The following is a 25155-nucleotide window of genomic DNA, read 5'->3' as shown; positions in this document are numbered from 1 at the left end:
TATCGAGCAACAAGGCAAAGTGTTACCGATTTGTTGTTTTGATGTGGGGTTTTTAACGACCAATTTGCGCGTTTTGGTTTAACTACAATCAAATGATTATATCAATTTACGGTGGGAACGATGGCATAATGTATATCAATGGTATCGAACCGCTATAAATTTTTAAGGAATTGATTTGTCGAACATTACATTTACAGCCGCAGATTTACAAACAATCGTTGAGCTGGCCAAAGAGGCTGGCGACGCCATTATGCAGGTATATGCCCAGGCAGATTTGGGTGTTGAAGTTAAGCAAGATGATAGTCCGGTCACGGCGGCTGATATCGCCAGTCATCATGTGATTGTTGCTGGGCTGAAGCGCCATTTTGCCGATATTGCCGTGATGAGCGAAGAAGCGGCTGATATTAGTTGGGCCGAAAGACAAACATGGCAAACCTACTGGTTAATTGACCCACTTGATGGCACTAAAGAGTTTATTAAACGCAACGGCGAGTTTACCGTCAATATTGCGCTTATTCATCAAGGCAAAGCCGTTGCGGGGGTGGTTTACGCCCCAGTGTTGAAAAAGTGTTATAGCGGGGTGATTGGCCAAGGCGCCTGGCTTGAACATAACGGACAAGTATCAGTATTAGATATTCGTGATCGAGCACTGCAATCGCCCGCTATCGTGGTCGGAAGTCGTTCACATATCAGTCCTGATGTTGCTGAGTATTTACAGACTATTGGTGAGCACCAAATGCTCAGTGTCGGCAGTTCATTAAAGTTTTGTATGGTGGCCGAAGGCCAGGCAGATGTGTACCCAAGGCTTGGCTTAACCAGCGAATGGGACACCGCAGCCGCGCAAGCTGTTTTAGAAAGTGCAGGTGGCGTTGTGTTGGCATATCCTGCCATGACACCACTTGAATATAATCAAAAAGAAAACATTTTAAATCCATATTTTATTGCTGCGTCGCCGGCGTGGTTTGCAAAAAGTTAGGTGTTACCTCGCTTTGCTAATATGGAAATAACATTACATTAATAATGGAGAGGCTAGTTATGATGCGCATGGGCGTCGATCTCGGTGGTACCAAAATTGAAATAGTGGCGTTAGCCGAAGATGGCGCTGAAATATTCAGAAAGCGTATTCCTACTCCTAAAAATTATCCAGGCACAGTAGAAGCCATTGTCAGCCTGGTGACTGATGCTGAAACAGCAACAAAACAAACTGGCTCAGTGGGTGTCGGTATTCCTGGTGTGGTGTCGCCCTTTACCGGTTTGGTTAAAAACTCAAACTCTACCTGGATAAACGGTCACCCGTTAGATAAAGATTTAAGCGAAGTATTACACCGTGAAGTGCGCGTGGCCAATGATGCAAACTGTTTTGCGGTATCAGAAGCGGTCGATGGCGCGGCAGCCGGTAAACGTGTGGTATTTGGCGGGATTATTGGCACCGGTTGTGGTGCGGGAGTGTCGATAAACGGCACCGTTCATGGTGGTGGTAATGGTATTGGCGGTGAGTGGGGACATAATCCGCTACCGTGGATGACCCCAGATGAATTCAATTCTACCACCTGTTTTTGTGGTAATCGTGATTGTATTGAAACCTTTATTTCTGGTACTGGCTTTGTGCGTGATTTTCGTGAAGCGGGTGGCGATGCCACCAGTGGCATTCAAATTGCTGAAATGATGCAACAGGGTGACCCATTAGCTACTGCCGCATTTGAGCGCTACATTGACCGTTTAGCACGTTCTTTAGCGCATGTGATTAACATGATGGACCCAGACATGATTGTATTAGGTGGCGGTGTGTCAAACATTGATGCGATTTATACCGAGTTGCCTAAAGTGCTACCTAAATATGTGGTGGGCCGTGAGTGTGAGACCCAGGTTGTGAAAAATAAATTTGGAGCATCATCTGGTGTTCGCGGCGCAGCATGGTTGTGGGGCAAAGACGAAAAGTAATCAGGCTTAGGTTTGTATCGCATTTAATATTAACGGCACTCAATAGTGCCGTTTTTGTTTTGCGTTGACTAAGTTACACTAGCGTCAATATTACTAAGTTGGTATTACTGACTGAATAAAGATTGAGTGAATCATTGATGTTTTGGTTAAAAAAAGTCTTGTCGCAATTGGTTATGCCCATTCCGTTAACCGTTTTATTGCTATTGATTACGGCATTATTGTGGCGCAGTCAGCGTCAATTATTGCTTAAATTAGGCAAAGTCTGCCTATCACTCGCCATTGCCGTGTTGCTGTTGTGCAGTCAGTCGCAAGTCAGTTATTGGTTAACCGACTCACTAGAGTCACGCTATACCACCAATAATCAAATGATGACAAATCCCTGTGTGGTGATGGTTTTAGGCTCTGGGAATCTTGAAAAACCTGGGTTAACAGCTGTACAGCAGTTATCTGCCACAGCATTAGCGCGCTTAAGTGAAGGGATAAGGCAACTGAGTTTGGGACAAGGTTGTACCTTAGTGGTAAGTGGCTACAGTGGCGGTCAACAACCGACACCTCATGCAAGTATAATGGCTAAAGCGGCTGTTGAGCTTGGGGTTAACCCAGCCAATATCATTAAGTTTGACCAGCCCAAAGATACCATCGAAGAAGCATACGCATTACAGCAATTAATCGGCCAGCAACCTTTTAGGTTAGTGACCTCTGCTACTCATATGCCACGTGCCATGAGCATCTTTACTCAATTAGGCATGCAACCACAGGCTGCGCCAAGCGATTTTATTGCGCGTGTAAGTTTTTGGTGGCGTTTAGATGCAGATCAACTATTGGCGTCACAGCGCTCAATTCATGAATATGTCGGTATGCTTTGGCTACAAATTAAAGGGTTATCTGCACAGCAGAACACCAAGGAGACACTTTAAATGACCGATGAGCTATTGATCAGTCCTTTTTCAAAACGCAATGGCATTACGTTAACTATTTTGGGCTCTGTTAGTCTGTTAATAAGTCTGATTGTTTTTATAAGCTTTAGCAGTTTATTCGCACTGGGTATGATGTTTTTTGCGCTGGGGTCAGTGGGCTTAATTTTAGGCGTTGCCAAAGTGTACCAACCTGCGGTCAGTTTTAAATTTACCGCCGACGGTGTAGCGTTTTATCATCGTCGCGGCCAGGTATTTATTGAATGGGATAACATTCAACGCCTTGATAATGTAAGAGTAAATCAAAATATGGAATTAATTGAATTACCTTATATTGGCGTTAAACTTAAAAAAATCAATCCTATTTTAGACTGTATTTCACCGCGTTTAGCGACTGGCTTATTAACCGAGCAGCGGCCACTGTTGATGACTGCAGCTACACAAGATGAAGATTTACAAAGTCTAGAAGGGTATTTGGGCGCAGAATATACCCCGTTAATCGTTAATGGCGATCGTTATCGCGGCGTGTTAGCCATGTTTGGCCATCGCTGCCAAACCTTAAATGAACAACTGGGTTACCACTTATATTTATCAACTGACAGTGTCGATCGCGACCCCAAAGAGTTTGTGAGTCTGTTACGCCAATGGCAACAACAAGCCAGTGTTTCTGCAAAGCAGCCATTTCAATAATGTGCGAGGAGGTAATGACTATGGTGTTACAAGGTGGTTGTTTATGCGGTGCAATACGTTATCAGGCGACTGACATGCCATTTGATGCCGACCATTTTTACTGCGTTATCGACTTTTTATGTAAAATAACTACACCTCTAAGTCTCTGCCGCGCAGTTGTAAATGTGAGTAATGGCCAACATTTCGCTGCAAAAACAACCTTGAGAGATCAGCTGGCCTTAGTGAACAAGCAGCTGGCTAAGCATTAATGTCACTTGCCAGTGCTTTAATACCAATAAAACCGCTTAACTATTATTGAGCGGTCGCTGTGGTTGAGAGAGGATCCCGATGGCGATATCCTAAAAATTGGCCACCATCTAAGATTTCAATATTTTCACAAAATGCATCGCCTTCAAACACGCCTTGTTCATGCAAGGTGATTTTTTTACAACGTGCTTCACCAGACAACTGCCCGGCAATCTTTAACTCGCGGCATAAGATATCGCCTTCAACCGTGCCACTAGGTTCAATGGTGACATTGCCCTGTGCCTGAATGTCACCACTAACATGGCCTGCAATTAACACATCACCGCTAAACATTAGCTTGCCTGTTAAATGACATTCTTGAGCGATAAAGCTCAATGGATTGACCGGCTTTTTTTGACCAAACATCTTAGAGCCCTTAGGTATATGGCTAAATTGGGGTGCTAATATAGCGTTAAAGTCAGCATAACAACACTACAAACTGTGGGTATTGTTAACTGACGGTTTACTCAGTTGGCATTAACGTAACCGCATCAGCTGGGCAAGGTGACACACATGCACCGCAGCCGGTACAGGCGTCGATATCAATCACGGGTTTTGGAACCTGGCCCACGGCCATACTAAAACTAATTGCGCGAGGTTCACAGGCATCTTTACAACTTTGGCACCAAACACCTTTAGCGGTTAAGCAGTTGTCTTTTATGCTGGCAGCATAAGTCCATGGTTGTGCCAACGTGGTATCAAAAACTGGTTCTGGGCATACCTCAACGCATTGTTTGCAAAAGGTGCATTCATCATTGCTGAAGTCAATTTCAGGAAAACCGCCTTCACCACGCTTAATAATTTGCGTGTCGCAGGCAGTAATGCATTTATCGCAACGGGTGCAATTATCAGTAAAGGCTTGCTCTGGTTTGCTCCACGGCGGGCGGATCACATTGGTTTTGCGGCGGCTAAAGAGGTTACGGCGACTTTGGTTAATACCTTGGGTCATTTCGATTCCAATAAACGGTCAATAGGCTTTTATTCATTATTGCAGTGCATATTAGCATTAGCTGCAATAAAAAATTGTTAAGCACTTAGCAATTTATACCCATCAGGAGCATTTATATTGCAATAGACGATCAATCGGCTGGTATTCATTGCTGCAGCGAATATTAGTATTAGCTGCAGCAAAAAATGGTTAAGCGTTTGGTAATTTATATCCATCAGGGTTATTGGATTGCCATTTCCAGCTGCTGCTCGCCATATCTTCAACGCTATGGGTTGCACGCCAGTCTAATTGTGCTGCTGCGAAGCTTGGGTCGGCATAACAGGCGGCAATATCGCCAGGGCGGCGAGGGCTTATTTGATACGCAATGGTTTTACCACAGGCTTTTTCAAATGCTTTAACCATGTCTAACACGCTGTAGCCAATGCCGGTTCCGAGGTTATAAGTGACTAAACCAGGTTTGGTTTGTAACTTTTTAAGTGCTTGTAAATGACCCACCGCTAAATCAACCACGTGAATATAATCACGCACGCCGGTGCCGTCAGGCGTGTTGTAGTCATCGCCAAATACACTTAATTGCTCGCGTTTACCCACAGCTACCTGGGCAATAAACGGCATTAAGTTGTTTGGAATATCATTTGGATCTTCACCAATTAAGCCACTTTCGTGGGCACCAACCGGATTAAAATAACGTAAACGGGCAATGTTCCAGCTGTTATCTGACTGATATAAGTCCGCTAAAATATGCTCAACCATCAATTTTGACTGGCCGTATGGATTCGTCGCGCCAGTAGGGAAATCTTCTTTAATCGGTAAGCTAGCAGGGTCGCCATAAACCGTTGCCGATGAGCTAAATACCAGGTTTTTAACCTTATGTTCGGCCATCACTTGGCACAAAATAATGGTACCAGTAACGTTATTTTCGTAATACTTAAGTGGCTTTGCAACAGATTCGCCAACGGCTTTTAAGCCCGCGAAATGAATAACAGATTCGATACTGTGATCGGCAAAGACTTTTTGCAGCAGTGCTTTATTGAGAATATCGCCTTGATAAAAGGTCACATCTTTACCGGTAATAGTACGAACTCGCGCTAATGCTTCAACACTTGAATTTGATAAATTGTCTACGATGACCACTTCCTGTCCAGCATTTAGCAGTTCCACGACTGTGTGTGTACCAATATAGCCAGCGCCACCGGTTACCAAAATTGCCATAGTTTAATCGTCCTGTGAATAAATGAGTCATATTGCTCTACATTGTAAATTATCACAGTTCAAGTACCAGCAAAATTATTGATATTACCCATAAAAAATCACTGGTCGGCTGTGCATTCATTGCGTTCAATAAACATAAAATGATCAGCTGAAAATGATGACAATTATGGGTCTTTGTATGTATTTGTTTACAATTACCCCTGCATTATCACCAGACAATAAACTGTGAGGGAGTTAACAAAAGCACAACGTTAGCACACTATGTAGAGAGTGAAGTTTACGTAAAGTGGAACCTATGACAGCAGCAACAAAGTATATTGCCCATCAACCCGATGCCCAGGGTTACATTGATTACTCTGAACATGAGAATCAATTATGGCAGCAGTTATACCAGCGCCAAGTGACCAATATGCCCGGGCGCGCATGCCCCGCATACCTTAATGGCTTAGATGCATTAGGAATGTCGATTGACCGTATCCCGCAATTACCCGACATCGACAAAGTCCTTTTAGCAGCTACTGGCTGGAAAACGGCCGCTGTGCCAGCATTAATTTCTTTTGGACGCTTTTTTGAATTACTCGCCAATAAAGAGTTTCCAGTGGCGACATTTATTCGCACTAAAGAAGAGTTCGATTATTTGCAAGAACCTGATATTTTTCATGAAATATTTGGCCATTGTCCATTATTGACCAACCCTTCATTTGCCAATTTTTCGCATATGTATGGCCAGCTAGGCCTTGCCGCAACCAAAGAGCAGCGGGTGTTTTTAGCGCGTTTGTATTGGTTTACCATTGAGTTTGGCCTCGTTCAGGCTAAAGATGAGCCCTTACAAATTTATGGCGGTGGCATTTTAAGTTCTCCCGGTGAGACCATGTATGCATTAAGTGATAAACCTGAGCGTAAACCGTTCGATTTACTCGACGTGCTGCGCACACCTTATCGCATTGATATTATGCAGCCGATTTATTACGTGATTGAAAATATTGACTACTTAGATGAAATCGCTCGTATGGACATTATGAGCATGGTGACTCAAGCTCAGCAACTCGGTTTGTTTGCACCGAAATTTGAGCCAAAAACTAAAGCAAGTTAACGATTAAGAGCAGCAGAGCTTAGCGCTCATTAAGCTGCTAGTAACACATAACTAAATTAAGCCAAGGAGTACAAATGAGCGCATTAACCGAGATGAAGTGTGAAGCATGCCAAGCTGACGCCCCAAAAGTAACCGATGCAGAGCTAGAAGAGCTTATTGGCATGATCCCTGATTGGGGAGTAGAGGTGCGTGACGGCATTATGCAGTTAGAGCGGGTGTATAAATTTAAGAATTTTAAGTTGGCCATGGCTTTTACCAATAAACTGGCCGATTTAGCTGAAGCAGAGTTTCATCATCCAGGTATATTAACGGAATGGGGTAAAGTGACGGTAACCTGGTGGTCGCATTCTATTAAAGGTTTACACAAAAACGATTTCATTATGGCTGCCAAAACAGACCAGTTACTCGGCTAGTTATTATTATATCGTTTTCAGCATGTTACGTTAACGTAATATGCTGAAAAATTTCTCTGTTACAATTCTACTGTAAACTTCACTTGCCACCGAAGTATTATCCCTCTAACGTTGTCACTAATTTCCGTCACAAAACACTAATAAATAGGGAATCGTTACATATGCGTTTGGAAGTCAGCTGTATTGATCGCGTAGGTTTAGCGAAAGACATCCTCGTCGTGCTTGAAAAACATGGCATTAATTTAATTGCCATTGATGCCAGTAATAAAGGTTTCCTATTTTTGCAATTTGCAGAAATCAGTTTCGAAACCTTGCGTGAACTGATGCCACAAATCCGTAAAGTCGAAAGTGTACACGATGTGCGTACCGTGTCTTTTATGCCATCAGAACAAGAGCACTACGCCTTAAAAACATTATTGAAAACTTTGCCAGATTCGGTTTTTTCAACTGATTCAAAAGGGCGTATTCGTATTGCTAACGAGTCAGCACTATTAACCCTCGGCATGGCAGAGCATGAAGTGGTCGACGAATCATTAAACCATTGGGTGCAAGGCTTTAACTTTGCCCGTTGGATGAGCGAAACCCCAGTGCTAGCCCAGGCCACCCGTGTGCAGATTAATTCCAATGAATACCTCGCCGAAATGCTACCAATTTATTTGCCAGACGATGACGACACCACTATTTTAGCTGGCGCGGTGATTTCACTTAAATCTCCTGCCCGAGTGGGTAAACAATTTAATGCACTGCAAAATCAAACCACGGGTTTTGATAATGTATTAGCCAATAGTGACAAAATGAAAGACGTATTAAAGCAAGCCAAACGTATGGCTCAGCTCGATGCGCCGTTATTGATCACCGGTGAAACCGGCACCGGTAAAGAGTTAATGGCCCGCGCCAGTCACGATGCCAGCATGCGCCGCGAACATCCGTTTATTGCCATTAACTGTGCAGCATTACCAGACAGTGTGGCAGAAGAAGAATTATTTGGTTTTGTCACCAACGGTACCGTGGTGAAACGCGGTTTATTTGAAGAAGCTAAGGGCGGCACGGTCTTTTTAGACGAAATAGCCGAAATGTCTAAAGCTGCACAAGTTAAGTTGCTTCGTTTGCTGCAAGATGGCACGTTTAGACGCATCGGCGGCGATGTAGAAGTGCGCGCAGATGTGCGGATAATTTGCTCGACCCAGAAAAACCTTGCTGAGCTTTGTCAAATGGGTGAGTTTAGAGAAGATTTATATTATCGCATCCATGTGTTGAGTTATCACATGCCCTCTCTGCGCGAACGCAAAGTGGATGTGATACCGCTGACCGAGATGTTTTTAGAGCATTACAGCCAGCAATTATCGAGCCCGCTGCGTCGTATTTCTGCCAGCTGTCGAGACTATTTGTTTACTTATGCCTGGCCCGGTAACGTTCGTCAGCTTAAAAATGCCATTTTTAGAGCAGTATCGATGTGGGATGGCTCAACCGAACTGACAGTCGAACAGCTTAAACTGCCGTCTTATGCCGAAGGTTTTGGCTATTTTGACGAAGAGTTTGAAGGCACACTCGACGAAGCCATGAAAGAGTATGAATCGGGTTTATTGCGCCGTTTGTATCCTGCATATCCAAGTACGCGACAGTTGGCGAAAAAGCTTGGTGTATCTCATACCGCCATTGCCAATAAACTGCGCGATTATAATATTAGTAAGAAAAAGTAATGTAACGATTTAATGCCAGCTAATTGCTGGCATTTTGCTCATTTTAATCCTGTAAACCAGTGTTAGAGTGGCTTTTTATCACCTGTAAATAATAATGTACAAATTACGATTTATTTCAGTACCGCGTGATTTGGCGCACATGCTAGGATTTTTCGGCTTTTTATGATCAAAATGAGTGCACAATGCCATTCATGCAATTGATCTCAAGCGCGGATGCCACCCAGAATTTAGGAGCAATAATGAAACTTGCAAGTTATCACAACGGACGTCGCGACGGCCAATTGATGTTAGTCAGTAAAGATTTGACCAAAGCGGTAGCCGTGCCTGCCATTGCTAAAACAATGCAGCAATTACTTGATGCATGGGATTTATTGTATCCACAGTTAAGCGAATTATATGAAGCATTAAATGACGGTCAAATGGATAACGCCATCGCTTTTGATGAAACACGTTGTTTATCGCCATTACCGCGTGCCTATCAATGGGCAGACGGTAGCGCATACGTTAACCATGTAGAGCTAGTGCGTAAAGCGCGCGGCGCAGAAATGCCAGAATCATTTTGGACCGATCCATTAGTGTATCAGGGCGGTTCAGACAGTTTTATCGCGCCTAAGGCCGACATTGAAATGGCCAGTGAAGAATACGGTATCGATTTTGAGTCAGAAATAGCCATTGTCACCGATGATGTCGCCATGGGCGTGTCGACTGAGAATGCCGCTAAGCACATTAAATTATTAATGCTAGTGAATGATGTGTCACTGCGTAACTTAATTCCTGGTGAGCTCGGTAAAGGGTTTGGTTTTTTCCAATCGAAACCATCAAGTGCGTTTTCTCCGATTGCGATAACCCCAGATGAATTAGGCGACAAGTGGCAAGACAGTAAGGTGCATTTACCACTGGTGACTCATTTAAACAGTGAGTTATTTGGCCGCCCAAATGCAGGCGTCGACATGACGTTTAACTTTAGCCAGCTAGTGTCGCATGTGGCTAAAACCCGTCCATTAGGTGCCGGAGCGATTATTGGGTCAGGCACCATTTCAAATTATGATCGCAGTGCCGGTTCAAGCTGTTTAGCTGAAAAACGCATGCTAGAAATTATTGCCGACGGCAAAGCATCAACTCCGTTTATGCGCTTTGGCGACACGGTTCGCATTGAAATGTTTGACGAAAATGGCGTGAGTATTTTTGGTTCTATCGACCAAAAAGTCGTTGAATATAAAGCGTAAAGATTTTGTAGCAGTATTTTTTAGAAGGCAATAGCGCATCATCGTTATTGCCTTTTTTGTTATTGATGGCTCAACAAATTAAAAAGTAAAAACAAACAACTAAAACTAAAAAGAGGATAACACATGAAACTCTATGGTTATTGGCGCTCAAGCGCAGCCTATCGCGTGCGTATTGCCTTAAATATAAAGCAGTTATCGGCACAGCAGATTTCAGTGCATTTGGTTAATAATGGCGGTGAGCAGCACTCACAGGCTTACCACCAACTTAACCCGCAACATCTTGTGCCCACCCTGGTTGATGAAGGCATAGAAGGCGAGCTTAATTTATCGCAATCACTGGCCATTATTGAGTACCTCGAAGAAAAATATCCACAGGAAGCCGTATTGCCGAGCAATATTGAGCATCGCGCCATTGTACGTAGTATGGCGCAAGCCATTGCGTGTGAAATCCACCCGCTAGACAATTTACGGGTATTGCAATATTTGGTGAAAGACATGGGCGTGTCTGATGCCGACAAAATGCGTTGGTATCAACATTGGATAACGCTAGGTTTTACCGCGTTAGAAGCGCAATTAAGCCAGTATGCAGGGCGTTATTGTTTTGGCGATACACCAACACTTGCCGACATTTGTTTGGTGCCACAAGTGTACAATGCAAAGCGCTTTAATGTCCCGCTTGATGATTTTCCTAATATTGTGCGCATTGACCACGCCTGTAATCAGTTATCGGCGTTTGCCGATGCCGCGCCAGAGCAGCAACACGACGCCAGCTAGTTTTTTGCTATCAGTTTAAATCCCACTTTCAAACCATCGCTAACTTGCTAGTTAGCGATGGTTGCATGACCCAATCATGCCATATCACATTCACTCAAAATGACGAATTTGGTATGGCATCATGGTTTTGCTCAATGTCTAACTCCATTCAGCCATAAACCCATGATCTTTATCGCATAAGCTAACTTATAAATGCATCTTTAGTCTATTTTGCGGATCGTTTTGTGATCTAAATCAAGCTAAAGGCAAGCAATGTGCTACCTCAATAGGGGTACTGTCATTTTATTGATCTACATCAATATTGTTAATGAATAACTTAGGTAGGTTAGCGGCAATTGTTAAGGATGTTACAGGCTTACATCTATTTATTGTTGTCATGGAGTCTTAAAATGAATAAGAAAATCACCCTAGGTTTAGTTGCTGCATCATTACTTTCTGCTGGCTTATCGTTTGGTGCTGCTGCGCATCAAGCGGGCGACATTATTGTGCGTGCAGGTAGTGCAACGGTAGCGCCGAATGAATCAAGCCCAGTTGTCGCCGGTGTTGCAGAGTTTACCGTTGATAACAACACACAATTAGGCCTTAACTTTGGTTATATGCTGACCGACAACATTGCTGTTGAGTTATTAGCCGCTACGCCATTTAGCCATGATGTGTCTCTAGGTGAGTTAGGTGTTATTGCCAACACCAAGCATTTACCACCGACACTTGTTGCTCAGTATTATTTTGGTGATGCGCAGTCTGCGCTGCGTCCATATGTTGGGGTAGGGGTTAACTTTACTAACTTTTTTGACAATGACTTTAATCAAGATGCCAAAGATTTAGGCCTAGATAATCTGTCGATGTCTAACTCCTGGGGCGTTGCGGCGCAGGTCGGGATTGATTACCAGATTGATAAAAAATGGCTCGTAAACGCATCGGTATGGTATGCGCAAATCTCTACCGACGTGAGCTTTGATATGGGGGCTGATCATGTGGTTGTTGAAACTGATATCGACCCTTGGGTTTATATGATTAGCGTCGGTTATACTTTCTAATTGTAGTTGATTAGCATCAGCTTTTCATTGTAACAAAACAGGAACCCGCAGGTTCCTGTTTTGTTATGTGAGATTAACCAAGCGTCAAGTTAACCGCGTTTCTTTTTCGGTTTCCAATGACGGGTGTTGTAAATATATTCGGGCAGTATCCGGTTTATCCATGCCACAAGACGCCAGCGTTTGGTGACATATACGCGGCGTTTTCCCTTTTTAAGTGCTGTTAGTATTTGCGTTGCCACTTTATCAATGGGCGACAGGAGTAATTGAGTATTTAAGTGCACCGCTTTATCAAACAAGCCCAATTGAATATCGCTAATCGTTACTGGCAGCTTTAAGCGCTGTGCATGCATGCTCAATCCTTGCAGGTAATTTGCAGCAAAGGCTTTAGAGGCGTGGTAAGCCACATTGGGGCCGCCGCGTTGCCCTGCAATGGAGTTTATCGCCGCTAGTTGACCGTAGCCTTGCTCACACATCAATTTAAAAACACATTGGCTGGCCGCAGCAAATCCCATCACATTAACATTAATGGCTTGTTGGTCAATTAACCAGGGAAGCGCAGGGTCGTATTCGTTTACCCCAGTATTCACTATCACTAAGTGGGCGCCATTATGTTGCTTCCAGGCTTGATTAAGCTGTTCGATTAACGTTTGTGGCTGGTCAATGGCGAGGGGATAAACACTGACCTCGCCAGGAAGGCTTTGAGCAAACTGTTTGAGTGATTCAGGGTCATGCACAAAGAGTACTAAAGACACCTGTTGTGCAGATAATTGCTTTGCTAGCGCCTGGCTGAGTTGAGAGCTGGCACCAATGATCATTGCTGTCGCGACAGACATAGTTAACCTCTTCATTTTCAATGACTCATAATAGGAATAACCTCGTTTGATAACAAGAGAGAAAAAAATTCAACTTAAGACGTGTAGACTTCTAGACATCCTTGTGTATGATTGATGACATCAATCAGTGCTTATGTGACTATTGCTTTATAGCGCGTGTTAACAGTGTTTTGTGTCAATCAATGTGCTCAATCGCATCCGGTGTGTGTGTCGCATTGACGAATTGGCATAATGTTGAAACTGTGATCAATCAAACATATTGATTAATAGCGCGTTGACGATTGTTAAGTCACTACACAAGGTCTGTGTTTAATTAACCCAAAAGGTGAGTCGTATGCCGGTTCGAATTCCAGATAATCTTCCCGCTGCAGGTATTTTAGAGTCAGAAAATATTTTCGTGATGTCTGAAACCCGCGCCGCCAATCAGGACATCCGTCCGATGCGGGTATTGATCTTGAATTTAATGCCAAACAAAATTGAGACCGAAACTCAACTGTTACGATTATTGGGCAATACACCGTTGCAAGTTGGGGTTGACCTGCTGCGTATTCACGACAAAGAGTCAAAGCATACTTCTGTCGATCACATGAACACCTTTTACCGTGATTTTGAAGATGTTCGTCATAACAATTATGACGGCTTAATCATCACTGGCGCTCCACTTGGACAAATTGATTTTAAAGATGTGGTGTACTGGGATCATATCCGCGAAATTATCGACTGGTCGCAAAATCATGTCACCTCAGTATTGTTCTTATGTTGGGCGGCCCATGCTGGTTTATATCATTTGTATGGCTTAAAGCGTCAGCTACTGCAAAACAAACGCTCTGGCGTATTTAATCACAGCCGCACCAGCGACCCACACCCGCTACTGCGTGGTTTTGACGATGAGTTTTATGCGCCGCACTCACGCTTTGCTGAGATGAATGTTGAAGAGTTACGTCAGCACCCAGAGGTTGAAGTGCTGGCGGAGTCTGATGAAGCTGGTGCCTATATTGCGATCAGCCGCGACAATCGTAATTTGTTTGTTATGGGGCATCCTGAGTATCAAAAAGGCACCCTAAATGATGAATATACTCGCGATGTTGGCCAAGGATTAAACCCAGACATTCCGCAAAATTATTATCGTAACGACGACCCAAGCCAAGACGTTATTGCCCGCTGGCATAGTCACGGCAGCTTATTGGTGAGCAATTGGCTTAACTATTATGTTTACCAGTTAACGCCGTATGATTTAAACGACATGAGCGCAAAAACGCCATGGGAAAACAAAAAACCATAATCAGTCACTAACTGACCTAAAAAGCCGTCATACCCCAAGGTATCGCGGCTTTTTTGCTTTTACTCTCGTTATCAACCCCCAGTAGACTAAAGTTTAACCTTGGCTATATTCACTAGCGCGTTCAAGGTGGTCTGTATTTTATATCAATATAAACAGAGTGTTATCCATCATTTAATCTCGTTTCCTATCAAGTGTAAATCTGCAATGACAACCGCATCGGATTAACATCACATTTTCGACCATTTTTTACTTGCTTTACGTTAGCGTCAACGTCAAAGTGGTGTGATATGGTTTTGATATTTTTTTATGCGCATAAAAATTGGAGTGGTTATGAGTACAGAGCAAACAGGTCAAGATATCGTTATTGTTGCCGCGAAACGTACACCAATGGGTGGATTTCAAGGTGCATTGTCTGAGGTAGCATCTCCAGTATTAGCTGCAACAGCGATTAAAGGCCTTTTGGCACAAACTGGCATAAGCGGCGACAGCGTAGATGAAGTGCTAATGGGCTGTGTGTTGCCAGCCGGCCTTGGTCAAGCACCTGCTCGACAGGCAACATTAGGTGCCGGCTTGCCATTAAGCGTTGGCGCAACCACGGTCAATAAAGTGTGTGGCTCAGGTATGAAAACCGTGATGTTAGCGCACGATTTAATTAAAGCTGGCAGCAGCCAGGTGGTTGTTGCGGGCGGCATGGAAAGCATGAGCCAGGCACCATACTTACTCGACAAAGCCCGTGGTGGCATGCGTATGGGTCATGGCAAAGTCATGGACCATATGTTTTTAGATGGTCTTGAAGATGCTTATACCGGCGGTGCAATGGGCACTTTTGCCCAAAAAACTGCCGATGACTTTGGTTTAACGCGTGAGCAAATGGATGCCTTTGCACTAAGCTCACTCGAAAAAGCGAACGCCGCAATTAACTCTGGTGCTTTTAAAGATGAAGTGGTGCCTGTCACCATGAGTACTCGTCGTGGTGATGTCACTGTCGACACCGATGAGCAACCAGGTAATGCCCGCCCTGAAAAAATTCCAACTCTGCGTCCAGCCTTTACTAAAGACGGCACCATTACCGCAGCTAACTCAAGTTCAATTTCAGACGGCGCCGCAGCATTAATGTTAATGACTCGCGCTAAAGCAAATGAATTAGGCTTAACCGTTATGGCGACCATTAAAGGCCACACCACCCATTCGCAAGAACCATCATTGTTCACAACGGCCCCTGTAGGCGCAATGCAAAAACTGTTCGACAAAGTGCAGTGGAGCAAAGATGACGTCGACCTTTATGAAATTAACGAAGCATTTGCCATGGTGACCATGCTAGCAATATCTGAGTTAGGGTTAGACGCCAACAAAGTCAACATTAACGGCGGTGCATGTGCTTTAGGTCATCCAATTGGTTGTTCGGGCACACGTTTGTTGGTCACCTTGATTTATGCCTTAAAAGCTCAAGGGCTTAAACGTGGTGTTGCCTCGCTTTGTATTGGCGGCGGCGAAGCCACAGCCATGGCGATTGAGGTTTAAACAGCTAGACAAGATTAAGTTAGGCAAGACTATATAAGACTAAGTTTAAAAAGATTAAGTTCAACAAGACCACTGTACAGGTAGAGGCAAATGCAGCCACATAACATGTGAGACTGACAACCAAAATAATCGCATCACCTGTGCAGTCACTCAATAGCAGTGAGCCTGACTCACTCAAGATGTTCAAGGATCGAGGAAAGCAACATGATCACACAAGTTAAGCATTACATTGATGGCGAATTCACTCATGGCAGCGGCGATCGTAATATCGATGTGACCAACCCAGCTAACAATAGCGTTATCGCAAAAATTAATTGCGCGACAACAGCAGAAGTCGAATTGGCTATTCACAGCGCCAAAGAAGCGTTTAAGACCTGGAAAGAAGTGCCAGTATCAGAGCGTGCGCGCGTTATGTTGCGTTACCAGCATTTATTAAAAGAACATCACGACGAGTTAGCGACCATTTTGGCGCAAGAAACCGGTAAAACCTTTGAAGATGCAAAAGGTGATGTATGGCGCGGTATTGAAGTGGCCGAGCATGCCTGTAACGTGGCGTCGTTAATGATGGGCGAAACTGTTGAAAACGTCGCGCGTAATATTGACACCTATAGCTACACGCAACCGCTTGGCGTGTGTGCGGGTATTACCCCGTTTAACTTCCCAGCCATGATCCCATTATGGATGTTCCCGCTATCGATTGCCTGCGGTAACACCTTTATTTTAAAACCGTCTGAACAAGACCCAATGACGCCACAGCGTTTAGTCGAATTATTTGTTGAAGCAGGCGCACCAAAAGGTGTGTTACAGCTTATCCATGGCGACAAAACCGCCGTTGATATTTTGTTAACAAACCCAGCCATTAAAGCGATTTCGTTTGTCGGTTCAGTGGGTGTAGGCCAATACATTTACAAAACAGGTACTGACAATCTAAAACGTGTGCAAGCTTTTGCGGGTGCTAAAAACCACTGCGTGATCATGCCAGATGCTAACAAGCAGCAAGTGATCAACAACATGGTCGGCGCTTCAGTTGGCGCTGCAGGTCAACGCTGTATGGCCATTTCAGTGGCAGTATTTGTCGGTAAAGCCAAAGAGTGGATCCCTGAGTTAAAAGAGGCGTTAGCCAAAGTGCGTCCAGGTTTGTGGGACGATAAAGACGCCGCTTATGGCCCCGTCATCAGCCCTGCAGCCAAAGAGCGCGTGTTAAAACTCATCGCCCAGGGCAAAGCAGAAGGTGCCGATTGCTTACTCGATGGTAGCGACTTTACCCTTGAAGGTTATGAGTCTGGTAACTGGGTGGGTCCAACTATGTTTTCCAATGTCACCACTGACATGAGCATCTACAAAGAAGAGATTTTTGGCCCAGTATTGTGCTGTATGGAAGCAGAAACATTAGACGATGCCATCGAGCTTGTGAACAACAGCCCATACGGCAACGGCACGTCAATCTTTACCGCATCAGGCGGCGCAGCGCGTAAATACCAGCATGAAATTGAAGTGGGACAAGTGGGCATTAACGTGCCTATTCCTGTGCCATTACCGTTCTTCTCATTTACCGGTTGGAAAGGCAGTTTCTATGGTGACCAACACGCCTATGGTAAGCAAGCTGTGCGTTTTTGCACTGAAACCAAAACCATCACTACTCGTTGGTTTGACTCAGAAGCCGTTAGCGGTCCTAACATGAGCATTAACTTAAAATAAGTGTGCTGTGATGAGTCACCATTTGTCGCGATACATCATCGATATATCGCGACAATCTAATCGAAGTACAACAAGACAATCTTGACTCACACCATTGCTTTTTGTACTCAATGGCTAAGCAACATAAGTTGCTGTGAGCAAGTGACTAAATGACCCAAGAGTCATCTAAGACAATATTAGGAGTCCAGCATGGATTTTAATTTAAACGAAGATCAGCGCCAATTTGCTGATTTAGCCCGCCAATTTGCCGCAGATGAACTCGCTCCATTTGCCGCTAAATGGGACGAAGAACATCATTTTCCTAAAGACGTGATTCAAAAAGCCGGCGAACTGGGTTTTTGTTCATTGTATTCGCCTGAGTCAGAAGGCGGCATGGGCTTATCTCGTTTAGATGCATCAATTATTTTTGAAGAATTAGCCCACGGCTGTACCGCTACAACAGCCATGTTAACCATTCATAATATGGCGACCTGGATGGTGACCACCTGGGGTACAGAAACCTTACGTCAACAATGGTCAGAAGGCTTAACCACAGGACAACTGTTAGCCTCTTATTGCTTAACTGAACCAGGTGCTGGCAGCGACGCGGCATCATTGCAAACTAAAGCCGTGCGTGATGGTGATGATTACCTTATTACTGGCTCAAAAATGTTTATCTCTGGTGCCGGTGAAACCGAATTATTAGTGGTGATGTGCCGTACCGGTGAAGCGGGCCCAAAAGGCATTTCTGCTATCGCGGTACCGGCTGATGCTGCTGGTGTTACTTATGGTAAAGCGGAAGATAAAATGGGTTGGAATGCTCAACCTACAAGACTCATTAGTTTTGAAAACGTACGCGTGCCTGTCGCTAACTTACTTGGCGATGAAGGCCAGGGTTTTACCTTTGCCATGAAAGGGCTCGACGGCGGGCGCATTAACATTGCCACGTGCTCTATTGGTACTGCGCAGGCGGCATTAACGCGCGCGACACAATACATGAATGAGCGTAAGCAATTTGGCAAACCGTTAGCGGCATTCCAGGCACTGCAATTTAAATTAGCCGACATGGCAACAGAGTTAGTTGCTGCCCGTCAAATGGTGCGATTAGCGGCATTTAAACTTGACACCCAAGACCCAGAAGCCAGCGCCTATTGCGCCATGGCCAAACGCTTTGCGACTGATGTAGGTTTCCAGGTGTGTGACAGCGCGCTGCAAATTCATGGCGGTTACGGTTATATCCGCGAATATCCGCTTGAGCGTCATTTCCGTGATGTGCGCGTGCATCAGATTTTAGAAGGCACTAACGAAATTATGCGCCTGATTATTGCTCGTCGCTTGTTAGATGAGAATGCTCATCCGATTTTGTAATGGATTGAACACCTCACAATACCAAGATTTTATCACCTGCGCTTAGGTGAACATAAGGACATAGCATGATGACAGCACACACTGCGATTATTGAACATATTATTGGTCATACGGCCATTTTGACTCTCAACAATCCGCCAGCCAATACCTGGACCGCAGACAGCTTACAGTTATTGAAGCAAACCATTATTAAGCTAAATCAAAACAACGATATTTATGCCTTAGTGATCACCGGTCAAGGTGAAAAGTTTTTCTCAGCAGGTGCTGATTTAAATTTATTTGCCGATGGCGATAAAGGCACCGCTGCAAGTATGGCAAAGCATTTTGGTGAAGCTTTTGAAACCCTAAGCGCCTTTCGTGGCGTGTCGATTGCCGCGATTAACGGGTACACCATGGGCGGCGGTTTAGAAGTTGCATTAGCCTGTGATATACGCATTGCTGAAGAACAGGCGCAAATGGCGCTGCCTGAAGCCACGGTCGGTTTACTGCCTTGTGCGGGTGGCACCCAAAACCTCACCGCATTAGTGGGCGAAGGCTGGGCAAAACGCATGATTTTATGTGGCGAACGTATTGATGCTGCTAAAGCAGAAAAAATTGGCCTAGTTGAAGAAGTGGTCGAAAAAGGCCAGGCACTAGATGCTGCCGTTGCCTTAGCAGCCAAAGTGGCTAAACAGTCACCGAGTAGTGTGAGTGTGTGCAAAACCTTAATTCAGGCTGGGCGAACAATGCCGCGCACTCAAGCCTTACCGCTTGAGCGCGAATTGTTTGTCGGGCTATTTGATACTGAAGATCAAGCTGAAGGTGTGAACGCCTTTTTACAAAAACGCGCCGCAATCTGGAAGAACTGCTAATGACTCAAGATGTAATATTTCAAACACTCGGCACACTCTCTGGCCAATCAATTGGCATCGTGACGCTTAACATCGAAAAAGCGCTCAATGCGTTAACCCTTGATATGGTTGCCGCGATGCAAACTCAATTAACTCACTGGCAAACAGACGACAGCATTGCGTGTGTGGTGCTACAAGGCGCGGGCGAAAAAGCATTTTGCGCTGGTGGTGATGTGCGTGCCATTTACCATGCATCCATTGCCAACCCCAACAACATTACCGATGAAGCCTGCGGTTTCTTTACCCAAGAGTATCAATTCGATTACTTACTCCATCAGTTTGGCAAACCCGTTTTAGTGTGGGGTGATGGCATTGTCATGGGTGGCGGCTTAGGTTTAATGGCCGGCGGCAGTCATCGTATCGTCACTGAGCGCAGTCGAATTGCCATGCCAGAAGTCACCATTGGTTTATACCCTGATGTCGGTGGCAGTTACTTTTTAAACCGCATGCCAGGCAAGACTGGGCTGTTTTTAGGCTTAACCGCCTACAACATGAATGCGAGCGATGCGCTATATGTTCAACTGGGCAATCATTATTTAACCAGTGATCAACAAGAGCCATTGTTCGATGCGATGGCAGAGCTTAACTGGAGCCAGGACTCTGAGCACAATCATCAGTTGTTAAGTGATTTACTCACCACAATGACCGAGCCGCATTTAGCAACGCTGCCAGACAGTCATTTACAGCAATTTCAAACTCAAATCGATTTATTAATGGCGGGCGATATTTTAGATGTTCATCACCAATTATCGACCTTAAATACTGAGCTTGAATGGCTACAACGAGCGCAGAAAACCGCGCTAGCCGGTAGCCCAATTAGTTGGCATTTAATTTTTGCTCAAGCCCAATTAGGTACTGAACTCAGTTTAGCGCAATGTTTCCAGTGGGAGCTTGGTGTTAGCGTGAATTGTTGCTCTATGGGTGATTTTTGCGAAGGGGTTCGGGCATTATTGATTGATAAAGACCGCCAACCTAAATGGTTGTTTAGCGATGTTGAAGCCGTAGAACAAAGCCGAATTGACCAACTGACCACATCCCCGTGGAACGCTGACAACCACCCATTAGCTGACTTTACTGAATAAGGATTATTATCATGGCAACAGTAGCATTTATTGGTTTAGGTAATATGGGCGGCCCAATGGCGGCCAATTTAATCAAAGCCGGCATGACCGTGACAGTATTTGATTTAAATCCGCTTGCAGTCGAAGCGTTAACTTCACAAGGTGCACTCAGTGCTAAAACCGCTTGCGGCGCAGCGGCATCAGCAGACTTTGTGATTACCATGTTGCCTGCAAGCAAACATGTTCTGGGTTTATATTTAGGCGATGCCAATAACAAAGGTTTACTTGAGGTGGTGTCTAAACAGACCTTATTAATTGATTGCTCAACCATTGATGCCGACAGTGCTCGTATTGTGGGTGCAAAAGCTGCCGACATGGGGATTGAGTTTATGGACGCGCCAGTATCGGGCGGAACCGCAGGCGCTGCAGCAGGCACCTTAACCTTTATTTGTGGTGGCTCAGAGGCGGCTTACACGCAAGCCCAAACCGTGTTAACCGTCATGGGCGGTAATATTTTTCATGCGGGCGCAGTAGGGGCAGGACAAGTTGCCAAGATTTGTAATAACATGCTGTTGTCGGTATTGATGATTGGTACCAGTGAATCTATCCAATTAGGCTTAGATAATGGCTTAGATCCTAAAGTGTTGTCTGATATCATGAAAGTCAGCAGCGGCGGTAACTGGACACTCGAAAAGTACAATCCATGTCCAGATGTAATGGAAAATGTGCCGTCGTCTAAAGGGTATCAAGGCGGCTTTATGGTCGACCTCATGGTAAAAGATTTAGGCTTGTCGCAACAGGCGGCATTAGCCTCTAACTCGAGTACACCGATGGGCTCACTTGCACGTAGTTTGTATGTTAATCATGCGCGTCAGGGTAATGGTAGCCGCGATTTCTCGAGTATTTTTGAACAGTTTGCAAAGAAAAAATAAAGGATTCAGTTGATGGAATTAAAAGATAAGGTTGTCGTCATTACTGGCGGAGCAGGTGGTTTAGGTCTGGCGATGGCCCATGATTTAGCTGCCCAGGGTGCTAAATTGGCGCTTATCGATGTTGACCAAACCAAGCTTGAGCAAGCTTGTGCAGATTTAGGCGCAACAACTGAAGTACAAGGTTATGCGCTAGACATTACCGACGAAGAAGATGTGGTGGCGGGCTTTAAGTATATCGTTGAAGACTTTGGCCAGGTGAATGTGCTTATCAATAACGCGGGCATTTTACGTGACGGCTTAATGGTTAAAGCCAAAGATGGCGTTGTCACCGACCGTATGTCGTATCAGCAGTTTCAATCGGTTATCAATGTTAACTTAACTGGCAGCTTTTTATGTGGCCGTGAAGCCGCTGCAGCAATGATTGAAACCAAGCAAGCAGGGGTCATCATTAACATCTCTAGTCTGGCTAAATCGGGCAACATGGGTCAATCAAATTATTCAGCATCTAAAGCCGGTGTTGCCGCGATGTCTGTTGGCTGGGCTAAAGAGTTAGCGCGTTACAACATCCGCAGCGCTGCTGTAGCGCCGGGTGTGATAGCCACTGAAATGACCGCGGCCATGAAGCCAGAGGCATTAGAGCGTTTAGAGAAAATGGTCCCAGTAGGACGTTTAGGTCAACCTGCAGAAATCGCATCAACGGTTCGTTTTATCATTGAAAATGATTATGTAAACGGCCGCGTATTTGAAATTGACGGCGGTATTCGCTTATAGAGCGGTGGTATTTAGCTTCGTCAGTTTGTTATGATGCTGTCACGCCGAGCCATACAATGTGTATTCGCTCGGCGTGACTTTTTTACTTTTAGGGATTGATCACGTGGCAAAATTAGAACTCATACTCAAAAAAATCATGCTTATCGTGGGGATCCTGGGCGTTGTGATTATCTATGGCGGCTTTTTGTACCTGTTGTTTTCGGGGCGCTCTACCGCAGCCCTGCCATGGTTCTTACTTATTTCCCCGTGGATTTGTGTGTATTTTGGTTTGAGCCACGTACAACAAGTAGCGGTGATAAGCTGGTTTGTGAGTAAATTCAGCTTTAAAAAGTCATCTAAGTAATGCACTCTCAGTAAGGTTAATCTATGGCTTCTGCCACGCCACTATCACGCAGCGCACTGACATTTTATACCTTAATCGCTTTAATCGCGTTTGCGGCTAACTCAGTATTTTGCCGCCTTGCATTGTCAAATGAACAGGCTGTACCTCTTATTGACCCAAGCAGTTTTACCGCCATCAGATTAACATCTGGTGCATTGATGTTGGCCTTATTGATGCTGCTAACATCGGCAAAAAAGCGATCAACACAAGATCTCGCAACAGAAAACCGAGCAACAAAACATACATTGCCAACACAAGCCCATGGCAGTTTTTTAGCCGCAGGCCTGTTGTTTGTTTATGCCATTGGGTTTTCGTACGCGTATGTACTGCTCGACACCGCGACCGGAGCATTAGTCTTATTTGCCGCAGTGCAAATTAGCATGATGTTTATCAGTTATTTACAAGGTCACAGACTGAATGTACTTGAGATAGTTGGCGCGCTAGTAGCGTTTGCCGGCTTTGGTTATTTAGTGTGGCCGAGCATCAGCCTTGGCAGTGAGACATTATCAATTAGTGGCTTAGTGCTGATGGCCATCAGTGGTTGCGCCTGGGGCGGTTATACCTTGATGGGCAAAGGCGCGGCAAAGCCATTGTTTGCCACTGGTTACAACTTTATTCGCACTTTACCCTTAGTGTTGTTAATGCTTGCCAGCGTATGGTTGTTATCGATGTTAATGCCTGTCGACCCAATGCAATCAGAATCAGCAGGGCTAGCATTTCACTTAAGCACTCAAGGGATTGTACTGGCTATACTGTCTGGCGCGCTGGCCTCAGGTGTTGGCTATGCGTTATGGTATCAAGCACTTAGAGGGCTCAGTGCTAATCATGCCGCAGTATTACAACTGTCTGTGCCGGTAATAGCAGCCGTTGGCGGCGTTATCTTTGTTGGCGAGCAAATCAGTGTTCATCTTATTATTTGTACCAGTATTATTTTGTTTGGCATTGCCCTGGTTATTTTCGCCAAAACAAAACATAAACTTTAACGAGAATTAACGATAAAAGAGGTTTCATGACAGATTCGACTGTATACCCAATTGGCACACCGGGACAAAAATGGACCGACGCTGAAAAAGCCCAATGGCTTGCCCAAGTGACGATTAAGCGCTCATATCAAGAAGAAGTGGTGAGTAAATTAACCCCGCTGGCAAACCAGTTTGAGCAAGTGCAATACGGCGCATTATCTTATGACACTGACAAGTATCCGTTATTTGGCTTTAAAACGCCTAACTGGGACAGCAACAAAAAGACCATTTTAGTGACCGGTGGCGTACACGGCTACGAAACCAGTGGTGTCCATGGCGCAATTCAATTTTTAGCCACTAAAGCCAAACACTACAGCCAGTATTTTAACATTGCCGTGGCGCCCTGTGTCAGCCCGTGGGGTTATGAAACCATTAATCGTTGGAACCCAAAAGCGATAGACCCAAACCGCTCATTTTATGCCAATAGCCCAGCAGAAGAGTCTGCGGCCTTAATGGCGTTTGTGGCCACATTAGGTGAGGTGTATGCCCACATCGATTTGCATGAAACCACCGACACAGACGAGCTAGAGTTTAGACCGCTACTGTCTGCCCGTGATGGCGTTGAATACGATAAAGGCGTTATTCCTGACGGATTTTATTTGGTTGGCGACAGTGATAATCCAACCCCTGAGTTTCAAAAAGCCATTATCGATTCGGTGGCCAAAGTGACTCATATTGCACCAGATGATAATGGCCAATTAATTGAAGTACCGATTGAACAATTTGGGGTGATTAATTACCCGGTTAAAAAGCTCAGCCTGTGCGCAGGGATCACCGTAAATCATTTCAATACCACCACAGAAGTGTATCCAGACAGCCCACATGTTACGACGCAACAATGTAACCATGCGCAAGTGGCTGCCATTACAGGCGGCTTAGATTACATTGTGGATTATTTAAATTAACAAAGTCGTTAAATTGCAAATGCTTTGCTGTTGCGGTTTTTCATTGCATCAACGGCAAAGCATTATGATTGGGTTTAGGTTGATAAATAGACCAAAAATCCTTACAATGTCGCGCTTTATATCTACCCCTTCGGCGATGCCGTATATCAGTTTAAATCTCACTATTATTTGTTTAACATTTTTTAAGAGCTGACTTGAGTCATACAGATGTCAACTCGCACCGTTAAGCTATAATGTGATACCGGTTTAAACACACAACACGATTTGGAATTTCATT

Annotated in this window: 26 protein-coding genes; 22 read left to right on the top strand and 4 right to left on the bottom strand. The window is 44.7% G+C overall.

Translation table 11 applies throughout. The features are described 5' to 3' along the window. Nucleotides 1–175 precede the first annotated feature (175 nt). The 5 genes from cysQ (at nucleotide 176) to GQA99_RS20660 (ending at nucleotide 3793) form a co-directional block, all read left to right on the top strand. Nucleotides 176–976 carry a 3'(2'),5'-bisphosphate nucleotidase CysQ gene (gene cysQ, locus GQA99_RS10560; protein ID WP_160053848.1) on the top strand — a complete coding sequence of 267 codons (801 nt, stop codon included), beginning with the start codon at nucleotides 176–178 and terminating at the stop codon, nucleotides 974–976. Between the two features lie 59 nt (nucleotides 977–1035). Continuing rightward, nucleotides 1036–1941 carry a fructokinase gene (mak, locus tag GQA99_RS10555; RefSeq protein WP_160053847.1) on the top strand — a complete coding sequence of 302 codons (906 nt, stop codon included), beginning with the start codon at nucleotides 1036–1038 and terminating at the stop codon, nucleotides 1939–1941. A gap of 137 nt (nucleotides 1942–2078) precedes the next feature. Continuing rightward, on the top strand, nucleotides 2079–2858 hold the full coding sequence (locus tag GQA99_RS10550; RefSeq protein WP_160053846.1) for a YdcF family protein: 780 nt from the start codon (nucleotides 2079–2081) through the stop codon (nucleotides 2856–2858). Continuing rightward, on the top strand, nucleotides 2859–3545 hold the full coding sequence (locus GQA99_RS10545) for a DUF2982 domain-containing protein (protein ID WP_160053845.1): 687 nt from the start codon (nucleotides 2859–2861) through the stop codon (nucleotides 3543–3545). It abuts the gene before it with no gap. Between the two features lie 14 nt (nucleotides 3546–3559). After that, complete coding sequence (locus GQA99_RS20660) at nucleotides 3560–3793, top strand: GFA family protein (RefSeq protein ID WP_189386219.1); 234 nt, start codon at nucleotides 3560–3562, stop codon at nucleotides 3791–3793. A gap of 43 nt (nucleotides 3794–3836) precedes the next feature. Here GQA99_RS20660 and GQA99_RS10535 read toward each other — a convergent pair whose 3' ends face one another. From GQA99_RS10535 to galE, 3 genes are all read right to left on the bottom strand, one after another. Next, nucleotides 3837–4196, bottom strand: coding sequence for a bactofilin family protein (locus tag GQA99_RS10535; RefSeq protein WP_160053844.1), 360 nt, complete (start codon nucleotides 4194–4196; stop codon nucleotides 3837–3839). A gap of 97 nt (nucleotides 4197–4293) precedes the next feature. Then, complete coding sequence (napF, locus tag GQA99_RS10530; protein ID WP_160053843.1) at nucleotides 4294–4779, bottom strand: ferredoxin-type protein NapF; 486 nt, start codon at nucleotides 4777–4779, stop codon at nucleotides 4294–4296. 189 nt (nucleotides 4780–4968) lie between these two features. Next, entirely contained in the window at nucleotides 4969–5991 is a 1023-nt protein-coding gene (gene galE, locus GQA99_RS10525; RefSeq protein ID WP_160053842.1) for a UDP-glucose 4-epimerase GalE, read from the bottom strand. 295 nt (nucleotides 5992–6286) lie between these two features. Between galE and phhA the strand changes: the two genes are divergently transcribed. The 6 genes from phhA (at nucleotide 6287) to ompW (ending at nucleotide 12234) form a co-directional block, all read left to right on the top strand. Further along, a complete protein-coding gene (gene phhA / locus GQA99_RS10520) occupies nucleotides 6287–7084 on the top strand; it encodes a phenylalanine 4-monooxygenase (protein WP_160053841.1) in 798 nt (265 codons plus the stop codon). Between the two features lie 74 nt (nucleotides 7085–7158). Further along, nucleotides 7159–7497 carry a 4a-hydroxytetrahydrobiopterin dehydratase gene (locus GQA99_RS10515; RefSeq protein WP_160053840.1) on the top strand — a complete coding sequence of 113 codons (339 nt, stop codon included), beginning with the start codon at nucleotides 7159–7161 and terminating at the stop codon, nucleotides 7495–7497. 161 nt (nucleotides 7498–7658) lie between these two features. After that, nucleotides 7659–9197, top strand: coding sequence for a transcriptional regulator TyrR (gene tyrR, locus GQA99_RS10510; protein WP_160053839.1), 1539 nt, complete (start codon nucleotides 7659–7661; stop codon nucleotides 9195–9197). A gap of 239 nt (nucleotides 9198–9436) precedes the next feature. After that, complete coding sequence (locus GQA99_RS10505; RefSeq protein WP_160053838.1) at nucleotides 9437–10423, top strand: fumarylacetoacetate hydrolase family protein; 987 nt, start codon at nucleotides 9437–9439, stop codon at nucleotides 10421–10423. A 123-nt stretch (nucleotides 10424–10546) separates the two neighbouring features. Beyond that, complete coding sequence (maiA, locus tag GQA99_RS10500; RefSeq protein WP_160053837.1) at nucleotides 10547–11197, top strand: maleylacetoacetate isomerase; 651 nt, start codon at nucleotides 10547–10549, stop codon at nucleotides 11195–11197. A gap of 389 nt (nucleotides 11198–11586) precedes the next feature. Next, on the top strand, nucleotides 11587–12234 hold the full coding sequence (gene ompW, locus GQA99_RS10495) for an outer membrane protein OmpW (RefSeq protein WP_160053836.1): 648 nt from the start codon (nucleotides 11587–11589) through the stop codon (nucleotides 12232–12234). Between the two features lie 89 nt (nucleotides 12235–12323). Here the strand turns inward: ompW and GQA99_RS10490 are convergent, their stop codons facing one another. Then, a complete protein-coding gene (locus GQA99_RS10490; protein ID WP_160053835.1) occupies nucleotides 12324–13067 on the bottom strand; it encodes an SDR family NAD(P)-dependent oxidoreductase in 744 nt (247 codons plus the stop codon). Between the two features lie 334 nt (nucleotides 13068–13401). Here GQA99_RS10490 and metA point away from each other — a divergent pair, with 334 nt between their 5' ends. From metA to GQA99_RS10435, 11 genes are all read left to right on the top strand, one after another. Beyond that, on the top strand, nucleotides 13402–14349 hold the full coding sequence (gene metA / locus GQA99_RS10485) for a homoserine O-acetyltransferase MetA (protein ID WP_160053834.1): 948 nt from the start codon (nucleotides 13402–13404) through the stop codon (nucleotides 14347–14349). 330 nt (nucleotides 14350–14679) lie between these two features. After that, a complete protein-coding gene (locus tag GQA99_RS10480; protein ID WP_160053833.1) occupies nucleotides 14680–15870 on the top strand; it encodes a thiolase family protein in 1191 nt (396 codons plus the stop codon). A gap of 204 nt (nucleotides 15871–16074) precedes the next feature. Beyond that, entirely contained in the window at nucleotides 16075–17568 is a 1494-nt protein-coding gene (locus GQA99_RS10475) for a CoA-acylating methylmalonate-semialdehyde dehydrogenase (protein ID WP_160053832.1), read from the top strand. A 189-nt stretch (nucleotides 17569–17757) separates the two neighbouring features. After that, nucleotides 17758–18915, top strand: coding sequence for an acyl-CoA dehydrogenase family protein (locus GQA99_RS10470; RefSeq protein WP_160053831.1), 1158 nt, complete (start codon nucleotides 17758–17760; stop codon nucleotides 18913–18915). A 68-nt stretch (nucleotides 18916–18983) separates the two neighbouring features. Continuing rightward, nucleotides 18984–19766: an enoyl-CoA hydratase gene (locus GQA99_RS10465; RefSeq protein WP_160053900.1), complete on the top strand. Its 783-nt coding sequence runs from the start codon at nucleotides 18984–18986 to the stop codon at nucleotides 19764–19766. Then, entirely contained in the window at nucleotides 19766–20887 is a 1122-nt protein-coding gene (locus GQA99_RS10460) for an enoyl-CoA hydratase/isomerase family protein (protein ID WP_160053830.1), read from the top strand. The genes GQA99_RS10465 and GQA99_RS10460 overlap by 1 nt, the downstream gene beginning before the upstream one ends. Nucleotides 20888–20898: 11 nt before the next feature. Next, on the top strand, nucleotides 20899–21798 hold the full coding sequence (gene mmsB, locus GQA99_RS10455; protein WP_160053829.1) for a 3-hydroxyisobutyrate dehydrogenase: 900 nt from the start codon (nucleotides 20899–20901) through the stop codon (nucleotides 21796–21798). A gap of 12 nt (nucleotides 21799–21810) precedes the next feature. After that, on the top strand, nucleotides 21811–22569 hold the full coding sequence (locus tag GQA99_RS10450; protein ID WP_160053828.1) for an SDR family oxidoreductase: 759 nt from the start codon (nucleotides 21811–21813) through the stop codon (nucleotides 22567–22569). A gap of 136 nt (nucleotides 22570–22705) precedes the next feature. After that, nucleotides 22706–22912, top strand: a complete 207-nt coding sequence (locus GQA99_RS10445; RefSeq protein WP_160053899.1) for a hypothetical protein — start codon at nucleotides 22706–22708, stop codon at nucleotides 22910–22912. 23 nt (nucleotides 22913–22935) lie between these two features. Further along, nucleotides 22936–23934 (top strand): DMT family transporter, encoded by a 999-nt coding sequence (locus GQA99_RS10440; RefSeq protein WP_189386218.1) that lies wholly within the window; start codon nucleotides 22936–22938, stop codon nucleotides 23932–23934. 26 nt (nucleotides 23935–23960) lie between these two features. Beyond that, a complete protein-coding gene (locus tag GQA99_RS10435) occupies nucleotides 23961–24878 on the top strand; it encodes a M14 family metallopeptidase (protein WP_160053827.1) in 918 nt (305 codons plus the stop codon). Nucleotides 24879–25155 lie beyond the last annotated feature (277 nt).

The organism is Shewanella litoralis (genome assembly GCF_009828585.1).
GTDB lineage: Bacteria > Pseudomonadota > Gammaproteobacteria > Enterobacterales > Shewanellaceae > Shewanella > Shewanella litoralis.
The sequence above is the reverse complement of the archived record's forward strand: the minus strand, read 5'-3'. Positions and strand labels throughout refer to the sequence as shown.